The organism is Martinezella sp. CNPSo 3957 (assembly GCF_057784395.1).
The window spans coordinates 385,276-405,374 of sequence record NZ_JBXSOU010000004.1; the positions used below are offsets into that span (position 1 = coordinate 385,276).

At 59.0% G+C, this 20,099-nt stretch carries 22 protein-coding genes and 1 riboswitch; of the genes, 16 read left to right on the top strand and 6 right to left on the bottom strand.

Annotation, left to right across the window (positions count from 1 at the left end; translation table 11 throughout):
* Positions 1–20: 20 nt before the first annotated feature.
* Entirely contained in the window at positions 21–1,775 is a 1,755-nt protein-coding gene (locus tag AC13QE_RS13165) for an alkaline phosphatase (protein WP_488484004.1), read from the bottom strand.
* A gap of 299 nt (positions 1,776–2,074) precedes the next feature.
* On the opposite strand from AC13QE_RS13165, the gene AC13QE_RS13170 reads away from it, so the two are divergent.
* The 10 genes from AC13QE_RS13170 to AC13QE_RS13215 all read left to right on the top strand — a co-directional run bounded on the left by AC13QE_RS13170 (position 2,075) and on the right by AC13QE_RS13215 (position 11,197).
* Entirely contained in the window at positions 2,075–2,554 is a 480-nt protein-coding gene (locus tag AC13QE_RS13170) for an Lrp/AsnC family transcriptional regulator (protein ID WP_488484005.1), read from the top strand.
* 140 nt (positions 2,555–2,694) lie between these two features.
* On the top strand, positions 2,695–3,420 hold the full coding sequence (locus AC13QE_RS13175; protein ID WP_488484006.1) for an SAM-dependent methyltransferase: 726 nt from the start codon (positions 2,695–2,697) through the stop codon (positions 3,418–3,420).
* Positions 3,421–3,582: 162 nt separating this feature from the next.
* On the top strand, positions 3,583–4,566 hold the full coding sequence (locus tag AC13QE_RS13180) for a TerC family protein (protein ID WP_488484007.1): 984 nt from the start codon (positions 3,583–3,585) through the stop codon (positions 4,564–4,566).
* A gap of 70 nt (positions 4,567–4,636) precedes the next feature.
* Positions 4,637–4,948: a hypothetical protein gene (locus AC13QE_RS13185; RefSeq protein WP_488484008.1), complete on the top strand. Its 312-nt coding sequence runs from the start codon at positions 4,637–4,639 to the stop codon at positions 4,946–4,948.
* A 36-nt stretch (positions 4,949–4,984) separates the two neighbouring features.
* A complete protein-coding gene (locus AC13QE_RS13190; RefSeq protein WP_488484009.1) occupies positions 4,985–5,608 on the top strand; it encodes an exopolysaccharide biosynthesis protein in 624 nt (207 codons plus the stop codon).
* Positions 5,609–5,736: 128 nt separating this feature from the next.
* Entirely contained in the window at positions 5,737–6,453 is a 717-nt protein-coding gene (locus AC13QE_RS13195; protein ID WP_132719150.1) for a hypothetical protein, read from the top strand.
* A 160-nt stretch (positions 6,454–6,613) separates the two neighbouring features.
* A complete protein-coding gene (locus AC13QE_RS13200; protein ID WP_488484010.1) occupies positions 6,614–7,936 on the top strand; it encodes a flagellar hook protein FlgE in 1,323 nt (440 codons plus the stop codon).
* A 232-nt stretch (positions 7,937–8,168) separates the two neighbouring features.
* The gene (locus AC13QE_RS13205) at positions 8,169–8,720 is read left to right on the top strand and encodes a hypothetical protein (protein WP_488484011.1); all 552 of its coding nucleotides are present in this window, start codon (positions 8,169–8,171) and stop codon (positions 8,718–8,720) included.
* Positions 8,721–9,114: 394 nt separating this feature from the next.
* Positions 9,115–10,122, top strand: coding sequence for a hypothetical protein (locus AC13QE_RS13210; protein WP_488484012.1), 1,008 nt, complete (start codon positions 9,115–9,117; stop codon positions 10,120–10,122).
* Positions 10,123–10,231: 109 nt separating this feature from the next.
* Positions 10,232–11,197 carry a magnesium transporter CorA family protein gene (locus AC13QE_RS13215; protein ID WP_488484013.1) on the top strand — a complete coding sequence of 322 codons (966 nt, stop codon included), beginning with the start codon at positions 10,232–10,234 and terminating at the stop codon, positions 11,195–11,197.
* A gap of 26 nt (positions 11,198–11,223) precedes the next feature.
* Here AC13QE_RS13215 and AC13QE_RS13220 read toward each other — a convergent pair whose 3' ends face one another.
* The 5 genes from AC13QE_RS13220 to AC13QE_RS13240 all read right to left on the bottom strand — a co-directional run bounded on the left by AC13QE_RS13220 (position 11,224) and on the right by AC13QE_RS13240 (position 14,491).
* Complete coding sequence (locus tag AC13QE_RS13220; RefSeq protein WP_488484014.1) at positions 11,224–11,808, bottom strand: DUF4337 family protein; 585 nt, start codon at positions 11,806–11,808, stop codon at positions 11,224–11,226.
* 176 nt (positions 11,809–11,984) lie between these two features.
* A complete protein-coding gene (locus AC13QE_RS13225; protein ID WP_488484015.1) occupies positions 11,985–12,398 on the bottom strand; it encodes a curlin in 414 nt (137 codons plus the stop codon).
* Between the two features lie 173 nt (positions 12,399–12,571).
* Positions 12,572–12,970, bottom strand: a complete 399-nt coding sequence (gene csgH, locus AC13QE_RS13230; protein ID WP_488484016.1) for a curli-like amyloid fiber formation chaperone CsgH — start codon at positions 12,968–12,970, stop codon at positions 12,572–12,574.
* Between the two features lie 69 nt (positions 12,971–13,039).
* On the bottom strand, positions 13,040–13,477 hold the full coding sequence (locus AC13QE_RS13235; RefSeq protein WP_488484017.1) for a curlin: 438 nt from the start codon (positions 13,475–13,477) through the stop codon (positions 13,040–13,042).
* A 261-nt stretch (positions 13,478–13,738) separates the two neighbouring features.
* Positions 13,739–14,491 carry an SDR family NAD(P)-dependent oxidoreductase gene (locus AC13QE_RS13240; RefSeq protein WP_488484018.1) on the bottom strand — a complete coding sequence of 251 codons (753 nt, stop codon included), beginning with the start codon at positions 14,489–14,491 and terminating at the stop codon, positions 13,739–13,741.
* A gap of 110 nt (positions 14,492–14,601) precedes the next feature.
* Here AC13QE_RS13240 and AC13QE_RS13245 point away from each other — a divergent pair, with 110 nt between their 5' ends.
* The 6 genes from AC13QE_RS13245 (at position 14,602) to AC13QE_RS13270 (ending at position 20,099) form a co-directional block, all read left to right on the top strand.
* A complete protein-coding gene (locus AC13QE_RS13245; RefSeq protein ID WP_488484019.1) occupies positions 14,602–15,501 on the top strand; it encodes a LysR substrate-binding domain-containing protein in 900 nt (299 codons plus the stop codon).
* Between the two features lie 159 nt (positions 15,502–15,660).
* Positions 15,661–15,774: riboswitch (guanidine-I (ykkC/yxkD leader) on the top strand.
* A 74-nt stretch (positions 15,775–15,848) separates the two neighbouring features.
* Complete coding sequence (locus AC13QE_RS13250; protein WP_015343544.1) at positions 15,849–16,922, top strand: putative urea ABC transporter substrate-binding protein; 1,074 nt, start codon at positions 15,849–15,851, stop codon at positions 16,920–16,922.
* Between the two features lie 53 nt (positions 16,923–16,975).
* Positions 16,976–17,794, top strand: coding sequence for an ABC transporter permease (locus tag AC13QE_RS13255; protein WP_488484020.1), 819 nt, complete (start codon positions 16,976–16,978; stop codon positions 17,792–17,794).
* Positions 17,791–18,612, top strand: a complete 822-nt coding sequence (locus AC13QE_RS13260) for an ABC transporter ATP-binding protein (protein WP_488484021.1) — start codon at positions 17,791–17,793, stop codon at positions 18,610–18,612. Before AC13QE_RS13255 ends, AC13QE_RS13260 begins: the two co-directional genes overlap by 4 nt.
* A gap of 2 nt (positions 18,613–18,614) precedes the next feature.
* On the top strand, positions 18,615–19,433 hold the full coding sequence (locus tag AC13QE_RS13265; protein ID WP_488484022.1) for an urea amidolyase associated protein UAAP1: 819 nt from the start codon (positions 18,615–18,617) through the stop codon (positions 19,431–19,433).
* 15 nt (positions 19,434–19,448) lie between these two features.
* On the top strand, positions 19,449–20,099 hold the full coding sequence (locus AC13QE_RS13270) for an urea amidolyase associated protein UAAP2 (protein WP_488484023.1): 651 nt from the start codon (positions 19,449–19,451) through the stop codon (positions 20,097–20,099).

Sequence of the window (20,099 nt, forward strand, 5' to 3'; positions counted from 1 at the left end):
TTCACATGGCCTGTCAGGACTTACATCTTTTCGGTGCCGAGAGCGAAAGTATCGGCCAGCACGCGGTAGACATCGCTCTGTTCCATGTAACCACGGAAGCCTTCGGCACCGGGGCCAGCTGCCTGCAGCACGACATCGTCGACGGCGTGGACACCGCTATCCTCATCCTTCGGAAGATTGCCCTGCACGAAGACGGCACCGGGCACATCCTTGTAGGCTTCGTTGGCGACATATTCCTTCTTCTCGTTCTGGATCGCCGGAACGAAAGGACCATCGAGCTTCGGACGGAAGGTCTCGTAGTGATCAGGGCCGTTATTGGCGGCCATGAACAGGCGACGCGAAACGTCGACGCGGTCCGGATAGCCGTCGCCATCCTTGTCCTCATAGTTCGGGAAGCCGGCCGCCGCATAGGTGCCGACCTTCTCGCGCATTTCCGTGCCCGGCTTGTTATCGTCGACAGTGCCGATGATCGAGACGCCATGCGTGTGGTCGCCGGTGACGACAACAAGCGTATCCGAGTTCTTGGCCTGGAACTCGCGGGCGACGGCAACGGCCTTGTCGAACTCGATCGTATCGACCAGAGCGCGATCCCAATCCAGCGGATGGCTCATCTTGTCGATGGAGGCACCCTCGACCATCAGGAAGAAGCCGTCCGGGTTCTTGGAAAGCTTGTCGAGCGCGACCTTGGTCATATCGACAAGGCCAGGCTGGTTCGGGAACTTGTCGACGGTGCCCTTCTTGAGGAACTCACGATCGAGCGTGACGTCGAGATTGCCGGTGTGGAACAGGCCGAGCAGCCTGTCCTGGTTCGAGCCGGCAGCAGCCGCCAATTCGTTCTTGTCGGTCGCAACGGCATAGCCGGCATCCTTGAAGAGCGCGATATAATCCTTGTCGTCCTTGCGCTTGGAACCAGGCACGCTTTTCGCCAGGAAATAGGCCGAGCCACCGCCGAGCAGGACATCCGGCTTGACGTCATACATCATGCCGACGATATCGGCCTTGTCGCCACGCTTGCGGGTGTGGGAAACGAGTGCTGCCGGCGTCGCATCCTCGACTTCGGCCGTGGTCACAATGCCGAGCGACTTCTTGCCGGTGCGGCGCAGGGCCTCGCCGATGGTTTCGACCTTGGGATCGTCGAGGCTCGCCGGCGTGCGGTCGGCATAGACGCCGAGGGCGTTCACGGCCGACTTGTGGCCGGTCATATAGGCCGACATGGTGTTGGCGCTGTCGGTGGCAATGGCTGACGTCGAAGACGTGCCGATGAAGGCAACCGGCGGGATGTCGTCCATGGCGAGGCGGCCGTTGGCCTTGCCTTCGGTCATGCCCTTGGACATGAGGCGGGCGCCGGTGCGATGCGCAACCGAGAGACCATCGCCGAGCAGGAAGATGATGTTCTTGGCTTTCGGCGTCGCCGAAGTGCCATAGACATCCCAATTGACGGATTTCTTCTCGTCGCCAGCAGCAACCTCGACCTTGTACTGGCCAGGCTTTGCGAGCTTGACGCCACGCAGGATCAGGGCAGATCCGAGAACCTTGTCCTCAGCACCCTTCTCCTCGGCGACAAAATCGGCCGCCTTGCCGAAAACCGCATCGTAGCTTTCGCCGTTGACCGTGACCTTCACGTCTTCCGGCTTCACGACCTTGCTGAATTCCACCTTGAAATCGAACGGAGAGCCGGCGAGTACCGTTGCCCGGTCCAACGGATAGACTGTCGCTGCATGGGCTGCGCCGGACATTACGGTCGCAGACATCATGGCGAGAAGAAGTTTACGCATTTATACCCCCTGCGTTTGGTTGCTTCCCGCTCCCCACATATAAAAGCCAGATGACAATCATGTAAAAGAAGGTCAACTTTCTCAACCGCTAATTCCAAAACAGAAACCGATAAGCAATCCTGATTGTATGCGCCGCACCTAAAATGCTGCGCACACATGCAAACGGTCCTGTCAATTCGTCGTCATCCGCAATCCAGTGCCATGCAAGCTACACCGATCGTAGTGAGTGAAAACTTGCCATCTTTGCCGAAAGAGCAAATATTACGCACGTTTCGTGAGGATTTTGAGGATTTTTCGCAATGGAAGAACAGCTCGATAAACTGGATCTACGCCTGCTGGAGGAGCTTCAGAAAGACGGCAGACTGACAAACAACGAACTGGGTGAACGCATCGCACTATCCCCTTCGCAATGCTCGCGCCGCCGCACACGGCTTGAGGCGGAGGGCTATATTCGTAGCTACCAGGCTAACCTCGACCGGCAGAAGCTAGGGCTGGACATGCTCGTGGTCATTTCGGTGACGCTCGCCACTCATAATCGCGATAATGCCCGCCGGTTTTCGCAGCTCATCAACGGTCTGCCCGAGGTGCTGGAAGCCTATGCGTTGACGGGCGAAATGGACTATCACCTGAAGGTCGCCACTCGCGGGCTTACCGATCTCTCCCGCTTCGTCAACGACGTGCTGCTTCCGCATGAATCGGTCCAGCACGTGAAGACGGCGATCGTGCTCGATACCCTCAAGACCTTTGAGGGATTTCCGGTTCATTTGCCGCACGGCTGATATGGCGAAGGCGCTTGGCGGTCACCGCTACGCGGCCGTGCCCTGTCGAGCGTCAAGGGCTAGTTTTGAGGGGTTGCTTTCTGCGCATACAGCCCTTCCAATCATACCAAAGACAATCTCCTTGGCGAGGACCGGCTTGCATGACCACGGATGTACAGACGCGGCATTTCGAAGAATTTGCCGAAGTCCTGCTCAGATGCAATCATCTGTATCATCCCAGCAACGATTCCATCGCCTTGCGCAATGCCGTCGAAAGCAGGCGCCAGATAGAGATATTCGACTATAGCCGCGCCGCCGATGCCTTTATGCGTGCATTCGGGATGCGGAACTCCCTGAAATGCCTGCGGGCGCTCACCAGTCTCGAGGCAACTGTTCACAAGTATAGAAGAGTATGTGATCTCGGCTGCGGCTCCGGCGCTTTCAGCCTTGCCTTTGCCTATCTCGCCGGCAATCCCGAGCTTCAGCTTCACGGTCTGGACATATCCGAACATCAGCTTTCTCTCGCCCGGGAACTAATATCGGCTGCCGGACTGCCTGGGCGTTTCCAGTTCGAGCAACGAAACCTGCCGGCACCGATCGGCTATATTCCCGACCTGACGATCTCCTCCTACTGGTTCTGCGAAAATGAGCACGTTATCGCCGACGCGGAGCTTTTCAGCCTCATGGCGGGACGGGAGATGCTTGTTGTCGATTATGAAAAGATAATCGACCGCATCGCAACCTGTCTTCCAAAAGGATTCCACATCCTCGGGCGGCACAGCGGTCACGTCGAAATTCCCCCCGCCCTGGCGGATTTCGTCGCACAGGAGAGGGCAAGCGTTTACGGCATTCACATCGGTCGGGCCACGGATGAGACGGGCAAATGATGTTGCCGCTCTGCCGCAAAATGCGCGCAAGCCCCTTGAAAGGCAAACAGTCGTTTCCCAGCTATTGGCCAACCCGCTGGTCCGGGCCCCTCTGGTGAGAGCCGTCGGCGCTCTTGCGATGTCGGACCGTTTCCGACACCGCGCCGACAGGGGTTTTCTCTCATGGAAACGTCTTTGCTCTTCGTCGAGTGGCTGGGAAAGCCGCTCTGGATGTGGATGAGCTTCCTGACGCTCGTCATTGCCGTCCTCTCTTTCGATCTTGGCGTCCTGCATAGGGAAAACAAGGAGATCAGCGTCCGCGAGAGCATCAAGCTGTCTGTCCTTTATATCACCCTTGGCCTCGCCTTCGGCGGCTGGGTATGGTGGTATCTCGGCGCCGATTCCGGCCTTGCCTATATGACGGGCTTCGTCGTCGAAAAAACGCTGGCTCTCGACAACGTCTTCGTTATTGCCCTTATCTTCGCCTTCTTCGCCGTGCCCCGCTTCTATCAGCACCGCGTGCTCTTCTGGGGCATTCTCGGCGTCATCGTGCTGCGCGCGATCATGATCGGCGTCGGCGCGACACTGGTGGCCGAATTCTCGTGGCTTCTCTATGTTTTCGCGGCCTTCCTTATCATCACCGGCATCAAGATGCTGGTCGTGAAGGATGCCGAGCCGGATGTGTCGAAGAACCCGCTGGTGCGCTTCATGCGCAGCCGCTTCAACGTCACCGAAAATCATCACGACGAACGCTTCTTCATCAAGCAGCCGCATCCGCAGACCGGTAAGATGGTCTGGTTCATCACGCCGCTTTTCATGACGCTCGTGCTGATCGAAGTAGCAGACGTGATCTTCGCGGTGGATTCGGTTCCCGCGATCTTCGCCATCACCACCGACCCCTTCATCGTCTACACGTCGAATATCTTCGCGATCCTCGGCCTGCGTGCCCTCTATTTTGCGCTCGCCGCCATGATCCATCGCTTCCAATATCTGAAGCCGGCGCTCGCCATAGTGCTCGTCTTCATCGGTTCGAAGATCTTCGTCGCCGATATGCTGGGTCTGGAAAAATTCCCCGCCGCCCTCTCGCTCGGGATCACCTTCGCCATCATCGCAAGCGGCGTCGGCTGGAGCCTGCTGAAGACGCGCGACAAGGCCGAAAGCGCCTGATGCCATGGGGTGCCCGCACTGCGTGGCACCTCCCTCCCCGCTTCGAACAGTTTTCCGACAAGGTGCAAATATGATCTCCAATCTCCTCGCAGCCCTTTTTGCAACTTTCGCCCTCGGTCCTCTGCAAGCCGAGATCGAGCGGCACGCCGTTGCCGCCGGTCAGCCGGCCGAGACCCTCAGGCAATCGCAAGCATGTCTTTCGTCCGAAGTCCCTGCCCTGGCGCGGCGCGCCTCCGAAGACACCTTCTTGACGATTTCCACTATCGTCGGCCTCTCGACCGGCTGGAGCAGCCCTGCCGATCTGCTCGACAAAAGCAATCCGGACTGTGCGCCCGTCATCAAGCTCATCCAAGGAAAGGGGGAGGCTGCCGATGAAGCCTGAGGCTACATCTACATCAGCCACATCCGGTGACGTCGGATGACGCAACAGACGGCTGGCACCACGCGGCATGACGGTACCGCATCGGCTCGGCTGCGCGACCTGGCCAGGCTCGCCCATGAGCAAGGCGGCATTTCGGTGGGTGAAGTGCTCTGCGGCCTCGGGCACACGAGCACGGCCTTCACCATTCTATTTCTCTCCCTACCCGCCCTCATCCCGATACCGGGGCCGTTCGGCGTCGTATTCGGCAGTGCGCTTGCCCTGGTGGCGGCGCAGATTGCAATCGGTCGCCGGACCATATGGCTGCCGGCCTTCCTCAGCCGGCGCAGGCTTTCGCCATCAATCGTGGAACTCATCGTGCGTTACAGCGCGCCGATCCTCGCCAGGATCGAGACGGTCGTTCGTCCTGGACGGCTGGCCCTTTTTACGGGCGCAACCATGCAATGGCTGCTCTCGTTCCCGATATTCCTGCTGGCGATTGCCATTGCCTTGCCAATCCCGCTCGGCAACTATCTACCGGTCGTTGCCCTCGTGGCGATCGCGGTGGCCCTGATGGCGCGGGATGGCCTGATGATCCTGGCGGCGCTGTTCGTCTCCGCTCTGGCTTTTGTCGCCACGGCGGGCCTTATTCGGATGGCCGTCACCGGTCTGAACGCAATCTGATCATAGAGGTGCCTCCCCAATATTTCGGGTCTTGCCAATGGCGGCGGGCCTGCCATTTATGCCAGCGACATATTTAACAGCCATAAGGCCTCGGCCGTAAAATCAAATCCGCCGGAGGATTTCAGCGCATGCCATCAAAGCCCCCGTCATTCGTCCGTATGATCACTCTCGGCAGTTCCCTCGCTATTGCCCTTGGCGCGCAGACGGCGATCGCGCAGGAGACGGCAGCTGTTTCTCCGTGGCCCGACACGCCGACCTCGCGTTTGGAAGCGCTGGCAATCCTGCAGACACTGAATGCCGATCTCCTCAGCAATGCCAGCGCCACCCTGACACTCGATCGTTGGTGCGCTGCGCATAAGCTTGCCCCGGAAGGCTCGAAAATCGTTGCACAGCGCGTGCGCGGCCAGGACAAGCCTGCCGGTGCTGAAATCCGGAAACTGCTGGCGGTCGGAGCTGACGAGCCTGTCGCCTATCGCCGCGTGCGCCTCGCATGCGGCGATCGCGTGCTGTCGGAGGCGGATAACTGGTATGTGCCGGCAAAGCTTACGGCAGATATGAACAAGGCCCTTGAAACGAGCGACGTCGCCTTCGGTCGGGCCGTTCAGGCCCTTAATTTCTCCCGCACGAATCTGTCGGCAAAGTTGCTTTGGCCGCCTCTCCCGCAAGGTTGGGACACCGGTGTCGATCTCCCGCCATCCGCCGGCGCGCCTCTCGCCCTGCCTCCGTTTCTTCTCGAACATCACGCCGTATTGAAGCTGCCGGACGGCACGCCGTTCAGCGCGCTGATCGAAAGCTATACCAGCCGCGTGCTGGACTTTCCTGCCCCGCATCTGCCCGCGCAATAGGCACGGTCCGCGACTTAACAGCCTCGCCGGAATTCAAAGCTCCGCCGCACGCCGATTATCGAAGCGGAAAACTTTTCTCGACTTTACAACACAGGAAAAAGCCAGTTTCACACAAGTCACCCTCGCTATCGTGGCGGCATCAGCAACGTGCGAGGAACCAATGAGCATCTTTGGTAGCATGAAAACGTCCGTTTCAGGCATGAACGCGCAAGCAAATAAGCTTAGCACCGTGTCGGACAACATCGCGAACGTCAACACAACGGCCTACAAGTCGGCAACGGCCAGCTTTTCGTCGTTGATCCTGCCCTCGGGCGGCGGCAATTACAATTCCGGTAGCGTCGAGACGAACGTCAGCTATTCGGTCTCGCAGCAGGGCGATGCCATATCCACCTCGTCGGGCACCGACCTGTCGATCCGCGGCGCCGGCTTCTTTGTCGTGCAAGGCGCTGACGGCAAGACGGTTCTGACGCGCGCGGGTGATTTCACCCCCGATGCCAATGGCAACCTCGTCAATTCCGCCGGCTACACCCTGATGGGTTATTCCTACGCCTCCGGCGCGCCCGCCGTCGTCGTCAACGGCTTCGATGGCCTCGTGCCGATCAACGTCAACCAGAGCGGCCTTGCCAACTCACCCTCGACCTCAGGCAGCTTTACCGGCAACCTGAATTCGGGTGCTGCGGTTGCTACCTCGGGCCTCCCGAGCGGGAACACTGCGCCGGTTACAGCCGATACCCAAAAGAGTTCGGTCGTTGGCTATGACAAACTCGGCAACACCGTCATGTACGATATCTATTATACGAAGACGGCGGATGCCAAGCCTGCGGTCGCTGCTAATCCTACCGCTACGCCACCGATCGCGGGGAGCCCGGCGACATCAGGCACATGGGAAGTCGCCGTCTACCGCAACGCCGACGCGGCAACGGGTACCGGTTCGTCCTTTCCCTACTCATCTGGCCCTGTTGCGACAAGCACGCTTACCTTTGATCCTAACGGGAACATGCTAAGCGGCGGCAGCTTTACGATCACCGATCCGAAGACTGCCGGGTCGATCGCAATGGATCTGACCAAGATGACCCAGAAAGCCTCGGCTTTCGCTTCCACCGGGTCCACCAATGGGCAAGCAGCTGCACCCGTCACCGGCGTGACGATCGACAAGAACGGCGTCGTCTACGCCAACTATGCGAAAGGCGATCCGAAGGCGATCTATCAGATCCCGCTGGCAACCGTTGCAAGCCCGGACAAGCTGACGCTCATGAGCGGCAACGTCTATCAGGCGAATGCCGATTCCGGCGTTACCGTCACGAGCTTCGCCAACAGCAACGGCCTCGGCTACATCCAGTCCAACTCGCTGGAAGCATCGAATGTAGACCTGGCCGGCCAGCTCACCGACATGATCCAGGCGCAGAAGAGCTACACGGCCAATTCCAAGGTCTTCCAGACGGGCGCCGACCTGCTGGACGTGCTGGTCAACCTCCAGCGCTAAGCTTCGCGCCGATCGATCACAAAAGGGCCTCCTATGGGGCCCTTTTCTATTTCGCCTTGATGCGGCGGCCGTGAGCAGCTGCACCCCCAGCAATATGCAAGGTTTTCTCCGCATCACAGGTTGAGCAGTTTAATCTTCATTCCGTTGGATAATGATCCAAACTCCACGGAGTTGAGAAGTAAGAGTTCCTTTGGGCATGCGTAATAGTCTTCTACGCAGCACGGGGGGCGTGATGGTAATCCTGGACGACGGTTTCTTCTCAAGCTTCGACTGTAGCCATCGCATGGCTGCGATATTCCTCAGCAGTTTTCTGTTGCAGACAGCCATCGTCTCCAGTTTTGCCGCATTAGTTCGCAGGCCGAATCGTTATGGACCTGTGATCGAAATGCTCGACGAAGGTCCATTCTTCACGCGCCGGCGTTTGATCATATGGGCAGTCTGGGGCGTGATCTTCGCGATAGTTTCGGGGATATCAGCCTCTCTGCGAACGGTGACTGCGGTTCTGCTGGATTCGACGACGATTGTCGAAACAAGCTGTATCGGACCGTTTGCAAGTGCGTACCGGCTCGATCGCGCGCAGCTGAACATAACATTCGGTCATGATTCCGAGTGGCTCACGAAGCGGCCATTAGAAAGTGCCTATCTGACGCTTAACCAAATCGACAAGCCGCGACCGATATTTATCCACCTCAAGGGGCGGCCGAGCTCGAAAGAGTTGGAGGAACTGGCACCGGAAGCAATGGCGGAATATGCCCGATATCGGTCGAGCCACTGGTTTCGCTAGCAGTTTTTGTTCTAATGCATTTCCCGGAAGCTTCACACACTTTGGCGGGAATTGCCGTAGAGGCCAATGCCAACCGCCTGCCGAGGAGAAACTATCGATCCTGGCATCGCATTTCGTTGCGTATCGCTCGCCCGAAGTCCGCCATATTTGCGCCGCGATCGCTGAAGAATGCTGACGCAAACCGGCAGAGAAAATGAATCGCAGGCACAGAATTTTCCTAGTCAGCAGAGATTCCCGCGCCTGTTAGGGTCTCGTTCAGCAAAGCAGCGCACAAATATGATTTCTGGATTCGAGCGCATGACAGCCGGGCTTGTGGGGCAGGCTCGCTGTCAAAATCGCTTTAGCCGGCAGCGCCGGGTGTAGATCCAGGATATTTGATAGGAGAACCATTTCCGTGCGGTTGAGATATGCCCTTCGAAGCGTCGCCCAGATGCTCAGCCTTTGCTCCCTCGCCCTCGTCATCCCCGCCACATCGCAATCACTGGCAGCGACCCGGCAGCCGGATATTCCGGCATGGCTGGGCACCTATGTCGGCGCCGGTGACGGGCAGATTGCCCTACCGGTCCTGCAGAGAGCCCGTACGCTCTACATGCGGAAAGTGAGCGAAGGCGCGGTCAAAAATCCCTGCTACTTCGCCATGGACGCCACCCGTCCGAACACGCCGAATGACGGCAAGTCGGCAGGCCGCTTCTATATCGTCTGCGAAGCGACTCAGACCTTTCGTGTCGTCTCATCGGGCCATGGCAGCGGTCGCGATCTCAAAGGTGTTGCCGATTTCGGTAATGGCCGCATGTGTGCGAAGAACTTCGGCAACGCGATGGATTCCAACCTGACGACGGGCGGCTCCTATGTGACGGAAGAGACGAAGACGACCTTCAAGGGTTACTACAAGCTCTCGCAGGCGAAGGAGGTCGCCTACCTTCGCACCTTCCTCCAGTTTGACGGCGAGGGAGAAACCGCCAATGCGCGGCAGCGGGCCATCGGCGGACATGCGGCCGCCAAGGTCGCCGGCATTTGCATGAAGAAAGACCCGCAGAGCCCCTATGCCAACCGGGACGGATATGTTCCGCTCGGCAAGCTGGTCGAATATGCCGGTGGCCGCAGCGACGGCTGCACAAGCTGGTCCGCCTCGGATGCCAATCAGATCATCTCCATGGTGAAGGACAATCCGACGACGCTTTACATCTATCCCGAATCCTCGGACATCAAGGCGGTTGCCAAGGCCGTTGCGGCCGGACATTCCCCTGCCCAATCCGGATTGTACTGGAACGAATCCTGCCTGAAGGAAATCGGCACGCCCAAGTTCTGGCCCAAGGAGACCCTCGAGCCGATCATCGTCCAGTATAAGAAGGACCATCCCGCACCGCCTGCCCGGCCGATCCCGATCTGCGATCAGCAGTGAGTCTCGTGAAGGCAAAGTCCGGAAATTCGACAAGCGACGGTCGGTCGTCGCCGCAGTCTTCAAACGAGGCGAGAGCTCCTCGCCACACTGCAGGGAGTGACCACGAGAGATGCTAAGTGTTTTCCCGGTGCCGCAAGAGGATAAAAAGGGCAAGCCGCAAGCGTTAGCAGACGCTATATGGATCGACCTCCTGAGCCCCACCGGCGCCGAGCTGAGGGAGGTGGAAGAAGCCGTTGGTGCTCCTCTCCCTTCCCTGGGCGCTCTCAGTGAAATCGAAACGTCGAGCCGGCTGAGAAATCAGCATGGCGTGCTCTATATGAGCACGCCATCGGCCGCCCGACATCCGGAGGGAGCCGACACAACCCCTCCTATCGGCTTCGTTTTATCTGCGCATCGCCTCGTCACAGTCCGGTTTATGACATTGCCGGCGGTGGACGCGGTTGCGGCCAGCTTTGCCGCACAGGATGCGCCGACATCGAGCCTTGAAGTGTTCACCCTGCTCTGCGAGGACATCGTCGACCGCGTCGCCGATGCCCTTGAGCATCTGGCAGGAGAGCTCAACGGCCTTTCAACAAGCGCCTTTCGCGCGGAGGATCCTCGCGGCCACCATGCAGCCCGTGCCAACAAGCTGCTGCGAGCACAATTACGCCAGGTGGGGCGTCTGGGAGACCGCCTCTCCGAGATTCGAGACGGTCTGCAGGGTCTCGGACGTGTTGTGACCTATACGGAACAGCAAGCCAAGAGCTGGTCGGAAGATCTCGAGCCGCGTCTGCTAGGGCTATGCCGAGATATCCACTCGCTCGTGGATTATGAAGAGCAACTTTCCAACAAAGTCCAGTTCGTGCTGGACGCTCTGGTCGGATTGATCGGCATCGCTCAGAACGACATATTCAAGGTTCTGACCATCGTGTCGATCGCGGGCATTCCCCCAACCCTCATTGCCGGCATCTACGGCATGAACTTCAAGAACATACCCGAATATGATTGGGCTTGGGGATATCAATATGGTTGGGCGGTCATCATATTGAGCACCGTCATCCCACTGGTTTGGTTCAAGGTGAAGGGCTGGTTTTGACGTAGCGTTTGACGGCGAAGGCTGAATTACCCCGCGACCCAGGCCCATAATAGAAGCGTGCCACCCACAAGACCCAGAGCCGCGGATCCCCACCACGCCGGGCGCCGGCGGGTCAGGGCTGCCACCGCACCCAATGCGATTGCCACCTGCAGCATGGCGACCGCGTAGGCGTAGTAGTGATGACGATGAATAAGGAGATTGGCTTCCTCATCCTTCTCATCCCGCATTTTTTCAAGTTCATTAGCTGCAGCGCTGATTGATTTTTCTTCATCCGCATATCGCCGGCTCGTTTCATCAAGATCCGGCGGCACCGGTTTGCCTTGCGCGGCGAGCAGCTCAATCTGTGATTTGAGGATCGCGGCCTTGATACCTTTCGCCTGATAATAAGCCCACTGATCGGAGGCTTGGGCCTGCTTTTGAGCCGCTTCGGTCTTCAAAGCCAGCGCCTCGTTGATCGAGCCTCCCGCTAGAAGGGAGCCGATTGCCGCGAGCGCGGCAAAGAACGCCGTCGTCAGAGCGATGAAACGCAGCAGCGAGGCGGATTTCCGCTCGATCTCCTCGTCGATAGCTTCGCGCAACTTATCGGTATCAACCTCGATCTCTTCAGGCATTGTGCAGCTCAAAAAGTAGAATAATCGGATGCATATTCTTGCATGAATCTTTGCAACTGAAACGGGCTGAAAAGAGATTTCCCCTACATGGCCCAATTCCAGAGATAGAGAGCCTGACCGGAGTTCGATGGATGAGCACTACTCTCGATCTGCTTTAGATTGCCTTATTAGATTACTTACCAGCCATAGCTGAAGGTAGCGCCAATACCGTTATCGCCATCCTGCACCACGTTGGTTTCCGTATTTCGCCCGTATTGGAAAATGCCATAGGCATTGTTATTGCCATTCTGCTGCAAGGTCGCGGAATGGCCATTGCCCCGTTGCTGGATGAAGCCGACGTTACCGCGGCCAGCCTGAGCGATGCCGGCCGCATTTCCCCGTCCCAGCTGCCGGATATCGGCGCCCTTCAGATCGCGGTAGAGCGAATAGACCCGCAATCCGGTGGAGAAAATATTGGCATCCTCGGCATTATCCGGCGCGAGGTTGAACGAGATCCGGCCGCCAGCATAGGCCGGGGCGTCCAATGCCACCTGCCCCAGGGTCCCGGCAAGAAGGGTGACGGTAAGGATCTTAAACACGTTGCGGGTCATCCTGATCTCCATGTGTCGGCTGCCTTGGCCGATGATCAACTCTCGCATTTCGCGGCTGAACCAATTCGGAATTACCCGTTCAGTTCTCGTTCAGTCATTTCAGGCTGATGGAAAACAAAAGGGCGCCGGAGGTCGGCGCCCTTTTGGGGAATTAGCGGGGTTATGTAGGCCGATCAGTCGTCGCCGCTCTGCTTTGTGCAGCTGAAACTCTTATTTCCGATCACGACATCCAGCGTCGCCTTGTATTCCGTTCCTTTGGAGTCGAGCGAAACGGAACTGAGAATTGCTGCCTGTCCCGCCTTGGCGTCGAAATCGCCACTTTGGTTGATGGCGGAACTTCCACCGTTTCCGGCTTTTTCGACATGGAAAGTGTAGGTCCCGCCGACATGCTTGTCGGCGTGGACGAGCGCATCCAGTCTCACCATACCTGCTCCAGGCGTTGCCTTGATTTCGCAAAGCTGCGCCCCGTCGGATTGATTGGCCGCAGTCATGGCCGCTACGGCGCCGACGGGAAGCAGGACCAATGCTAGAATCGCCATCAGGTGGCGCGGATATTTGACGTTATTTGCCATGGGTCATCCTCCTAACGGCCTGCAGTTGAGATCCTGGTGTCTTTGTCGTTGCGCAATCGTGTCCGTGCCTTAAGGGCATGCCTGGACGAAGGCCGCGACATTGCCGTTACCGCCCTGGCTGACATTGGCGCTGCAACCATGACCGACCTGTACGCCGGCCGCGATATTGCCATTGCCGTCCTGCGTGAGGATGGTCGTATGGTTGGAGCCGAACTGACCGATGCCGGCTACGTTGCGGTTGCCGTTCTGATAAGTAGCGCCATAGTTATCGTTACCTTCCTGACCGACCGCCGAAAGATTGTGACGACCATATTGATGGCCGATGATCCGGTTGTAGCCACCGTTCTGATAGGTTCTGATCCGGTTTCCGTATCCTTCCTGAGCACCGCCTGCGGAGTTCGACCAGCCATATTGTTCGATACGCACATCATTGGCCATGGCGGGGGCTGCGGCGGTGATGCCGACGAGTGCGACGAGTGCGGTTGCAATGATAGACGTGCGGATCATGACTATGTCTCCTGAGGCGGATAAGACCGCGGTTGAACGTCTCTCTTCTAGAACCTGTCCTTGGAACGGAAGCTGAAGGCACCATTCAGACAGCATTCATTCGCAGAAATCCGCGCCCGGATCGTCGAGGAGCGAGCGCGCCATGCCATAGCGACACCGCTCCAACGATCGGACTCAGGCCTGTAAAACGTCTTCAACGGGCGGAGACTAATCAAGCATCGTTGCGATGCCTGACGTGGTCGTTCTCCCTGCGATCATGCCTTAGATCTGGGCTTGACCGCCGTCGATAAAGAGTTCGATACCGTTTATGAAGGAGGCCTCTTCGGATGCTAGGAAGAGGACTGCGTTGGCGATCTCCTCGGGCTGCCCGATGCGGCCGGCGGGAATGAGGCTCGCGAGGTAGTTCTTCGTGTTCTCGGCGCTCTCACCATTGCCGAAGAGTTCGTCGAGACCGGCTGTTTCGGTGACGCCGGGACTGACGGCATTAACGCGAATGTGGCGATCCTTGAGATCGAGGATCCAGTTGCGAGCGAAATTACGCACGGCGGCCTTGGTTGCCGAGTAGACGCTGAAGGCAGGTGTGCCGGAGATGCTCGTAATCGACGAAGTGAGGACGATCGAACCGCCATCGCGCAGGAGCGGCAGCGCCTTCTGAACGGTGAAGAGCGTGCCCTTCACGTTGGTGTCGAATGTCTTCTGATAGTGTTCTTCGGTAATCGCGCCGAGAGGCACCATCTCGCCGCCGCCGGCATTCGCAAAAACCACATCGATGTGCGAATGCTCCTGCTGAACAGCATCATACAAGCGGTCGATATCGACAAGCTTGCTCATATCGGCCTGCACACCTTTGACACGGCCGCCGATCTGCCGAATGGCAGCATCGAGCGCTTCCCTGCGCCGGCCCGTGATGAAGACCGCAGCTCCTTCCTGGGAGAAAGCTTTTGCTGTGGCAAGGCCAATGCCGCTCGTGCCGCCGGTTACAATCACAACCTTGTTTTCGAATTTCCTGCTCACTGTCATGCTCCTTTGTTGCGGCTCGTTGCCGTTGAGAAGAACATGCCAGCAGAACGATGCTGCAAATAGCAGGCAGATTTGATACTCATCGTTCCAAGTGGAGAACGACGATGCGATCTGACCTCAACGATCTATTCTACTTTGCCGAGGTCGTCGCCCATGGTGGGTTCGCTGCCGCGGGACGAGTTCTGCGCGAGCCGAAGTCGAAGCTGAGCCGGCGGGTTGCGGGGCTCGAGGAACGGCTCGGAGTACGGCTGATTGAAAGATCGAGCCGCCGCTTTCGGGTGACCGATATCGGCCAATCCTTCTATGAGCGCTGCAAGGCGATGCTGGCGGAAGCCGAGCGCGCCGAAGCCCTGGTGGCCGAAGCTCAATCGGAGCCACATGGCCTGATCCGTATGAGTTGCCCGACAGGACTGGTCGAGCCGATCTCCGCGCTTGTGATGCAATTCCTGGCACGGCATCCGAAGGTGCGCCTGCAACTCGTCGCGATCGATCGGCCGGTCAACCTCATCGAGGAACGGATCGATGTCGCGCTTCGGGTCCGAACATCGCTCGATGGCGATGCGTCGCTGACCATGAGGTCGCTCGGAAATTCAGTCCGGATTCTCGTCGCAAACCCACAGGTCGCCGCCCGCATCCACAGCCTCAATGACCTGTCGATCCAACCGACGCTTTCGACGACGGATGACCAGAGTGAGGTCAATTGGTTTCTCGAGACGGAGGAGGGCCAGACGCACGTGTTTCGCCATGAGCCGAGAATGGGCTGCGCCGACTTTACTGCCGTGAGGGCAGCCGCGCTTGCAGGCCTGGGCGTCGCATTGTTGCCCGATCATACTTGCCGGCAAGCGCTCGATCAGGGCGAACTCGTGCGCGTATTACCAACCTGGCGCGGGGTGAAGGGATTGGTCCATATTGTGTTCACGACGCGCCGCGGTCTTCCGCCAGCGGTCCGCAGTTTCATCGATAGCCTCGCTGCCGGTTTTCCCAAGGATGCACTGGTACGCTAAGGCAATTCTCAGCCCTGCGCCAAGTCGAACGCACCCGTAAATATGCACACTGTTCATGCAAATTTTTCTGTTGCTTAATTTTTCACCAGAATCGCAACACCCTCTCAGCAACGAAATCAATAGGTTACGATCTGGCACGCTGCTTGCTTCATATTTTTCTGAGTTGGTGGCTAGGGTTCCGGCGCTTCACATGGAGCGTGGCTGGTCCGAGAGCCACCACCGGCTGGGGGAGAAATCCCACCGGATGCACGGCGGGATAAAAGCCCGGGAGACCTCGTAAGCCAAGGGATTGGCGGCGCGATGGTCTTTGCCGATCCCTTTTTGACAAAAGCAAAAGGGGAATTTCAATGCAGACTTTTTCGAAAATCCTTTCCGTTACAGCCCTGTCCGTTTCGCTGGCCCTCGGGCTCGGTTCCGTCGCCAGTGCTGCGCCGAAGACCAGCTTTAAGGTCGCCTGGTCGATCTATGTCGGCTGGATGCCCTGGGGCTATGCGAGCGATCACGGCATCGTCAAGAAATGGGCCGATAAATACGGCATCAATATCGAGGTCACCCAGTTCAACGACTATGTCGAGTCGATGAACCAATATACGGCCGGCGCCTTCGATGCCGTGACGCTCACCAACATGGACGGCCTGTCGATTCCCGCGGCTGGAGGTGTCGATACGACGGCCGTCATCGTCGGCGACTTCTCGAACGGCAATGACGCCGTCATCCTCAAGGACAAGACGAGCCTTGCCGACATCAAGGGCCAGAACGTCAACCTCGTCGAATATTCCGTTTCGCACTATCTGCTTGCCCGCGCCCTCGACAGCATCAAGCTCAGCGAACGCGACGTGAAGGTGGTCAACACCTCGGATGCCGATATGGTCGCAGCGTACAAGACGCCTGACGTCTCGGCTGTTGTCACCTGGAACCCGCTGGTTTCGACCATTCTCGAGGACCCCAGCGCCAAAAAAGTCTTCGACAGTTCGCAGGTCCCCGGCGAGATCATCGATCTGATGGTCGCCAACAGCAATGTGCTCAAGGACAACCCGAATTTCGGCAAGGCACTCGCCGGCATCTGGTATGAAACGGCCGCGCTGACGAAGGCCGACACGCCGGAGGGCAAGGCTGCCCGCGAGGCCATGGGCAAGGCATCGGGTACCGACCTCAAGGGCTTCGAGGCGCAGCTCGCCGCAACCCGGCTTTTCGACAAGCCTGCCGACGCGCTTTCCTTCACCGCCTCGCCAAACCTGCCGAAGACCATGGATCTGGTGCGCAACTTCCTTTTCCAGAAGGGGCTTCTCGGCAATGGCGCGCCTTCCGCCGATGTCATCGGCATCGAAATGCCCGACGGCAAGGTCCTCGGCGACGGCAACAACGTCAAGCTTCGCTTCACCGAAGCCTACATGAAGTCGGCCACCGACGGGTCGCTCTGAGCTTCCTTGAACGGCGGCGCGCCAGCGCCGCCAGCCTTTTCGCGGAGCCTTTCATGCGCTGGATCAATACCAAGCCAAGTCCCGGTGCGCAGCTTGCCTTGACGCTTTTGCCGTTTGCGCTGCTCATCATTGCCTATGCGATCGGCTCTGCCTCAAGGCTTGCCGAAAACGCCAATGACAAGCTGCTTCCAAATTTCGCCGGCTTTGCCGACGCCATCAACCGCATGGCCTTCCTCGCCGATCCGCGCACGGGAGATTACCTTCTGTGGTCCGATACCGGGGCAAGCCTCGTCCGGCTGCTCTCCGGCCTTGGCATCTCCACAGCGATCGCGCTTTGCCTGGGCATGCTGATCGGCATGCTACCCTATCTGAGAGCGCTTCTGTCTCCTTTCGTCGCCGTCATTTCCATGGTCCCGCCGCTGGCATTGCTGCCCATGCTCTTCATCGTCATGGGCCTTGGGGAAACCTCCAAAATTGCCCTGATCGTCATCGGTGTCGCACCGACGATGGTCCGGGATCTGGCCCTGAAGGCGCTGGAACTGCCGCGCGAACAGATCGTCAAGGCCGAGACGCTTGGCGGCTCATCCTGGCAGATCGCCCTTCGTGTCGTGCTGCCGCAGATCCTGCCTCGGCTGATAACCTGCCTCAGGCTGCAGCTCGGGCCGGCCTGGCTGTTCCTGATCGCCGCCGAAGCGATCTCATCCGATTCCGGCCTCGGCTACCGCATCTTCCTCGTTCGCCGCTACCTCTCGATGGACGTGATCTTTCCTTATGTCGTCTGGATCACCCTACTTGCCGTGCTCATGAACTACCTGCTCGATCGCATCCGCATTGCCGTCTTCCCCTGGTCCGAACTGGAGAAGCAGGCATGAGCGAACTCAAAATCGAGAAGGTCTGGAAGGAATATGGCGACCAGATCGTGCTCGAGGATGTCTCGCTGACGGTCGACTCGCGTGCCTTCGTCGCGCTCGTCGGGCCCTCCGGCTGCGGCAAGTCCACCTTCCTGCGCATGCTTTTGGGGCAAGAGCAGCCGACACGCGGGACGATCCTGCTTGATGGCGCGGTCTTGCCTGCGGAACCCGGCGCCGATCGCGGCGTGGTCTTCCAGCGCTATTCGGTCTTTCCGCATCTGACAGCACTCGGCAACGTGCTGCTCGGCAAGGAGCTCGCCGCTTCGCGCTACAAGGCGAGGTTGTTCGGCTCGGCACGCCGGAACGCCATTGAGGAGGCGCGTGGGCTTCTTGCGGAAGTCGGTCTTGCCGGCGCCGAGAACAAATATCCGGCCCAGCTTTCCGGCGGCATGCAGCAGCGCCTGGCGCTCGCCCAGGCGCTCATCATGCGGCCGAAAGTGCTGCTGCTCGACGAACCCTTCGGTGCGCTCGATCCGGGCATCCGCGCCGAAATCCATACGCTGATGAAGCGCCTCTGGCACGAGACGCAGATGACCGTAGTCATGGTGACCCATGACATGCGCGAGGCCTTCACGCTTGCGACCCGCGTCGTCGCCTTCGAGCGCCGCCGCGACAGGCCCGAGGAGAAGGAGCGCTACGGCGCCACCATTACCAAGGACATTTCCATCTGGCCGCCGCGTATTGCCGGCGCAGCCTCGATCTTTGGCCCCGACCGGGACGGCCCGGTCTCTTCCCTGGGGCACCGCCGGGACGACCTGGCACCGTCGGGAGATATTTAGCCATGCAGCACGTCAGACGTTCGCCGGAAGAAATCGCCGCCAATCGCGCGCGGTATGAAGACCACCAAAGGAAGGGGCTGGAATTCGCGCCAAAGGCATTGCCGGCGCCAAGCCCGCTTCCCGCCCCGCCCATCGACCCGGCCCTTGTCCTCCACCGCGAGACGCTGCCCGGCGGCTGGTACTGGTCGACGCGTGTCAAGACGGGCGAGACGCTGCGCATCGCGCAGGAGCAGGGCTTTTCCGCCATATCGCTGATTGCCTGGAACGCGGCGGATCCGAGCGAGCGGCTGAACCTTGTCGATACGGTCAAGGTGCAATGGACGACGGCGCTGTCGAAGGGCCGCGTGATCTTTTCCGACATGGGCCGCGTCATGTTCTCGGTGACGGAAGATTCCTCCGGCGCCCATGATTGCCTGATGGGAGGCTCCACCGCCGCCTCCAACGAGGCAAAATATGGCCAAGGCCTGCGCAACAGCCGCGATAACTTCATCCTGCTCGCAACGAAAGCAGGCTTGGATCGGCGCGATATTCCCGCCGCCTTGACGCTTTTTGCACCCGTCCGGGTCAATGCGAACGGCAAGTTCGCGTGGAAGCCGGAACTACTGCACGATGGCGACTATATCCATCTTCGGGCCGAAATGGACATGATCGTCGGCTTTTCCAACTGCCCTCACCCGCTCGATCCAAACCCGCATTACGCGCCGAAACCAGTGACCGTGACCCGCATTGCCGCCCAGCCTATCGCTGAAGACGATCTGTGCCGGACAGCTACCGCCGAAGCCGTGCGCGGCTTTGAAAACAACGCCTTCGCCAATCTTTGAGCCGGGAGAACGATCATGAGCGATTTCATTCAGACCGCGCCGTCCCGCACGCTCGACAAGGCGGTGCAGGATCATTTCATCGCTGCCGAGGCGCCATTTTCGACGATCGTGCGCAAGGGCCAGACGCTGCGCATCGAGGATAGCTACGGCCAGCAGGCGATCGACACGCTGTTCTACAATGCCGGGGATTATTCCGAGCGCTACTCCAACCAGGATACGATGCGCGAACAGGGCGCCGCCTATATCACCACGGGCACCCGGATCATCTCCAACGAGGGGCGCGTCATGCTGACGATGACTGCCGACAGCTGCGGCCGTCATGACACATCGGCGGGCGCCTGCTCCTGCGAGAGCAATACCGTTCGCTTCGGCCATGACACGAAATATCTTCACGCCTGCCGAGACAATTTCGTGCTGGAAGTCTCAAAACATGGCATGGGCAAGCGCGACGTCGTGCCCAACATCAATTTCTTCATGAACGTGCCGATCGAACCATCAGGTGAGATGACGATCGTCGACGGCATCTCCGCGCCTGGCGACTATGTCGAGCTCAAGGCCGAAATGGACGTGCTCCTGGTCATCTCCAATTGCCCGCAGATCAACAATCCCTGCAACGGCTTCGACCCGACGCCGATCCGTGTTCTCGTATGGGACGGTGAGGCCTGA

What these genes read in the sequence shown, in the direction of transcription:
- AC13QE_RS13165 (WP_488484004.1), bottom strand. Translation starts at nt 1,775, where the DNA reads ATGCGTAAACTTCTTCTCGCCATGATGTCTGCGACCGTAATGTCCGGC.
- AC13QE_RS13170 (WP_488484005.1), top strand. Translation starts at nt 2,075, where the DNA reads ATGGAAGAACAGCTCGATAAACTGGATCTACGCCTGCTGGAGGAGCTT.
- AC13QE_RS13175 (WP_488484006.1), top strand. Translation starts at nt 2,695, where the DNA reads ATGACCACGGATGTACAGACGCGGCATTTCGAAGAATTTGCCGAAGTC.
- AC13QE_RS13180 (WP_488484007.1), top strand. Translation starts at nt 3,583, where the DNA reads ATGGAAACGTCTTTGCTCTTCGTCGAGTGGCTGGGAAAGCCGCTCTGG.
- AC13QE_RS13185 (WP_488484008.1), top strand. Translation starts at nt 4,637, where the DNA reads ATGATCTCCAATCTCCTCGCAGCCCTTTTTGCAACTTTCGCCCTCGGT.
- AC13QE_RS13190 (WP_488484009.1), top strand. Translation starts at nt 4,985, where the DNA reads ATGACGCAACAGACGGCTGGCACCACGCGGCATGACGGTACCGCATCG.
- AC13QE_RS13195 (WP_132719150.1), top strand. Translation starts at nt 5,737, where the DNA reads ATGCCATCAAAGCCCCCGTCATTCGTCCGTATGATCACTCTCGGCAGT.
- AC13QE_RS13200 (WP_488484010.1), top strand. Translation starts at nt 6,614, where the DNA reads ATGAGCATCTTTGGTAGCATGAAAACGTCCGTTTCAGGCATGAACGCG.
- AC13QE_RS13205 (WP_488484011.1), top strand. Translation starts at nt 8,169, where the DNA reads ATGGTAATCCTGGACGACGGTTTCTTCTCAAGCTTCGACTGTAGCCAT.
- AC13QE_RS13215 (WP_488484013.1), top strand. Translation starts at nt 10,232, where the DNA reads ATGCTAAGTGTTTTCCCGGTGCCGCAAGAGGATAAAAAGGGCAAGCCG.
- AC13QE_RS13220 (WP_488484014.1), bottom strand. Translation starts at nt 11,808, where the DNA reads ATGCCTGAAGAGATCGAGGTTGATACCGATAAGTTGCGCGAAGCTATC.
- AC13QE_RS13225 (WP_488484015.1), bottom strand. Translation starts at nt 12,398, where the DNA reads ATGACCCGCAACGTGTTTAAGATCCTTACCGTCACCCTTCTTGCCGGG.
- csgH (WP_488484016.1), bottom strand. Translation starts at nt 12,970, where the DNA reads ATGGCAAATAACGTCAAATATCCGCGCCACCTGATGGCGATTCTAGCA.
- AC13QE_RS13235 (WP_488484017.1), bottom strand. Translation starts at nt 13,477, where the DNA reads ATGATCCGCACGTCTATCATTGCAACCGCACTCGTCGCACTCGTCGGC.
- AC13QE_RS13245 (WP_488484019.1), top strand. Translation starts at nt 14,602, where the DNA reads ATGCGATCTGACCTCAACGATCTATTCTACTTTGCCGAGGTCGTCGCC.
- AC13QE_RS13250 (WP_015343544.1), top strand. Translation starts at nt 15,849, where the DNA reads ATGCAGACTTTTTCGAAAATCCTTTCCGTTACAGCCCTGTCCGTTTCG.
- AC13QE_RS13255 (WP_488484020.1), top strand. Translation starts at nt 16,976, where the DNA reads ATGCGCTGGATCAATACCAAGCCAAGTCCCGGTGCGCAGCTTGCCTTG.
- AC13QE_RS13260 (WP_488484021.1), top strand. Translation starts at nt 17,791, where the DNA reads ATGAGCGAACTCAAAATCGAGAAGGTCTGGAAGGAATATGGCGACCAG.
- AC13QE_RS13265 (WP_488484022.1), top strand. Translation starts at nt 18,615, where the DNA reads ATGCAGCACGTCAGACGTTCGCCGGAAGAAATCGCCGCCAATCGCGCG.
- AC13QE_RS13270 (WP_488484023.1), top strand. Translation starts at nt 19,449, where the DNA reads ATGAGCGATTTCATTCAGACCGCGCCGTCCCGCACGCTCGACAAGGCG.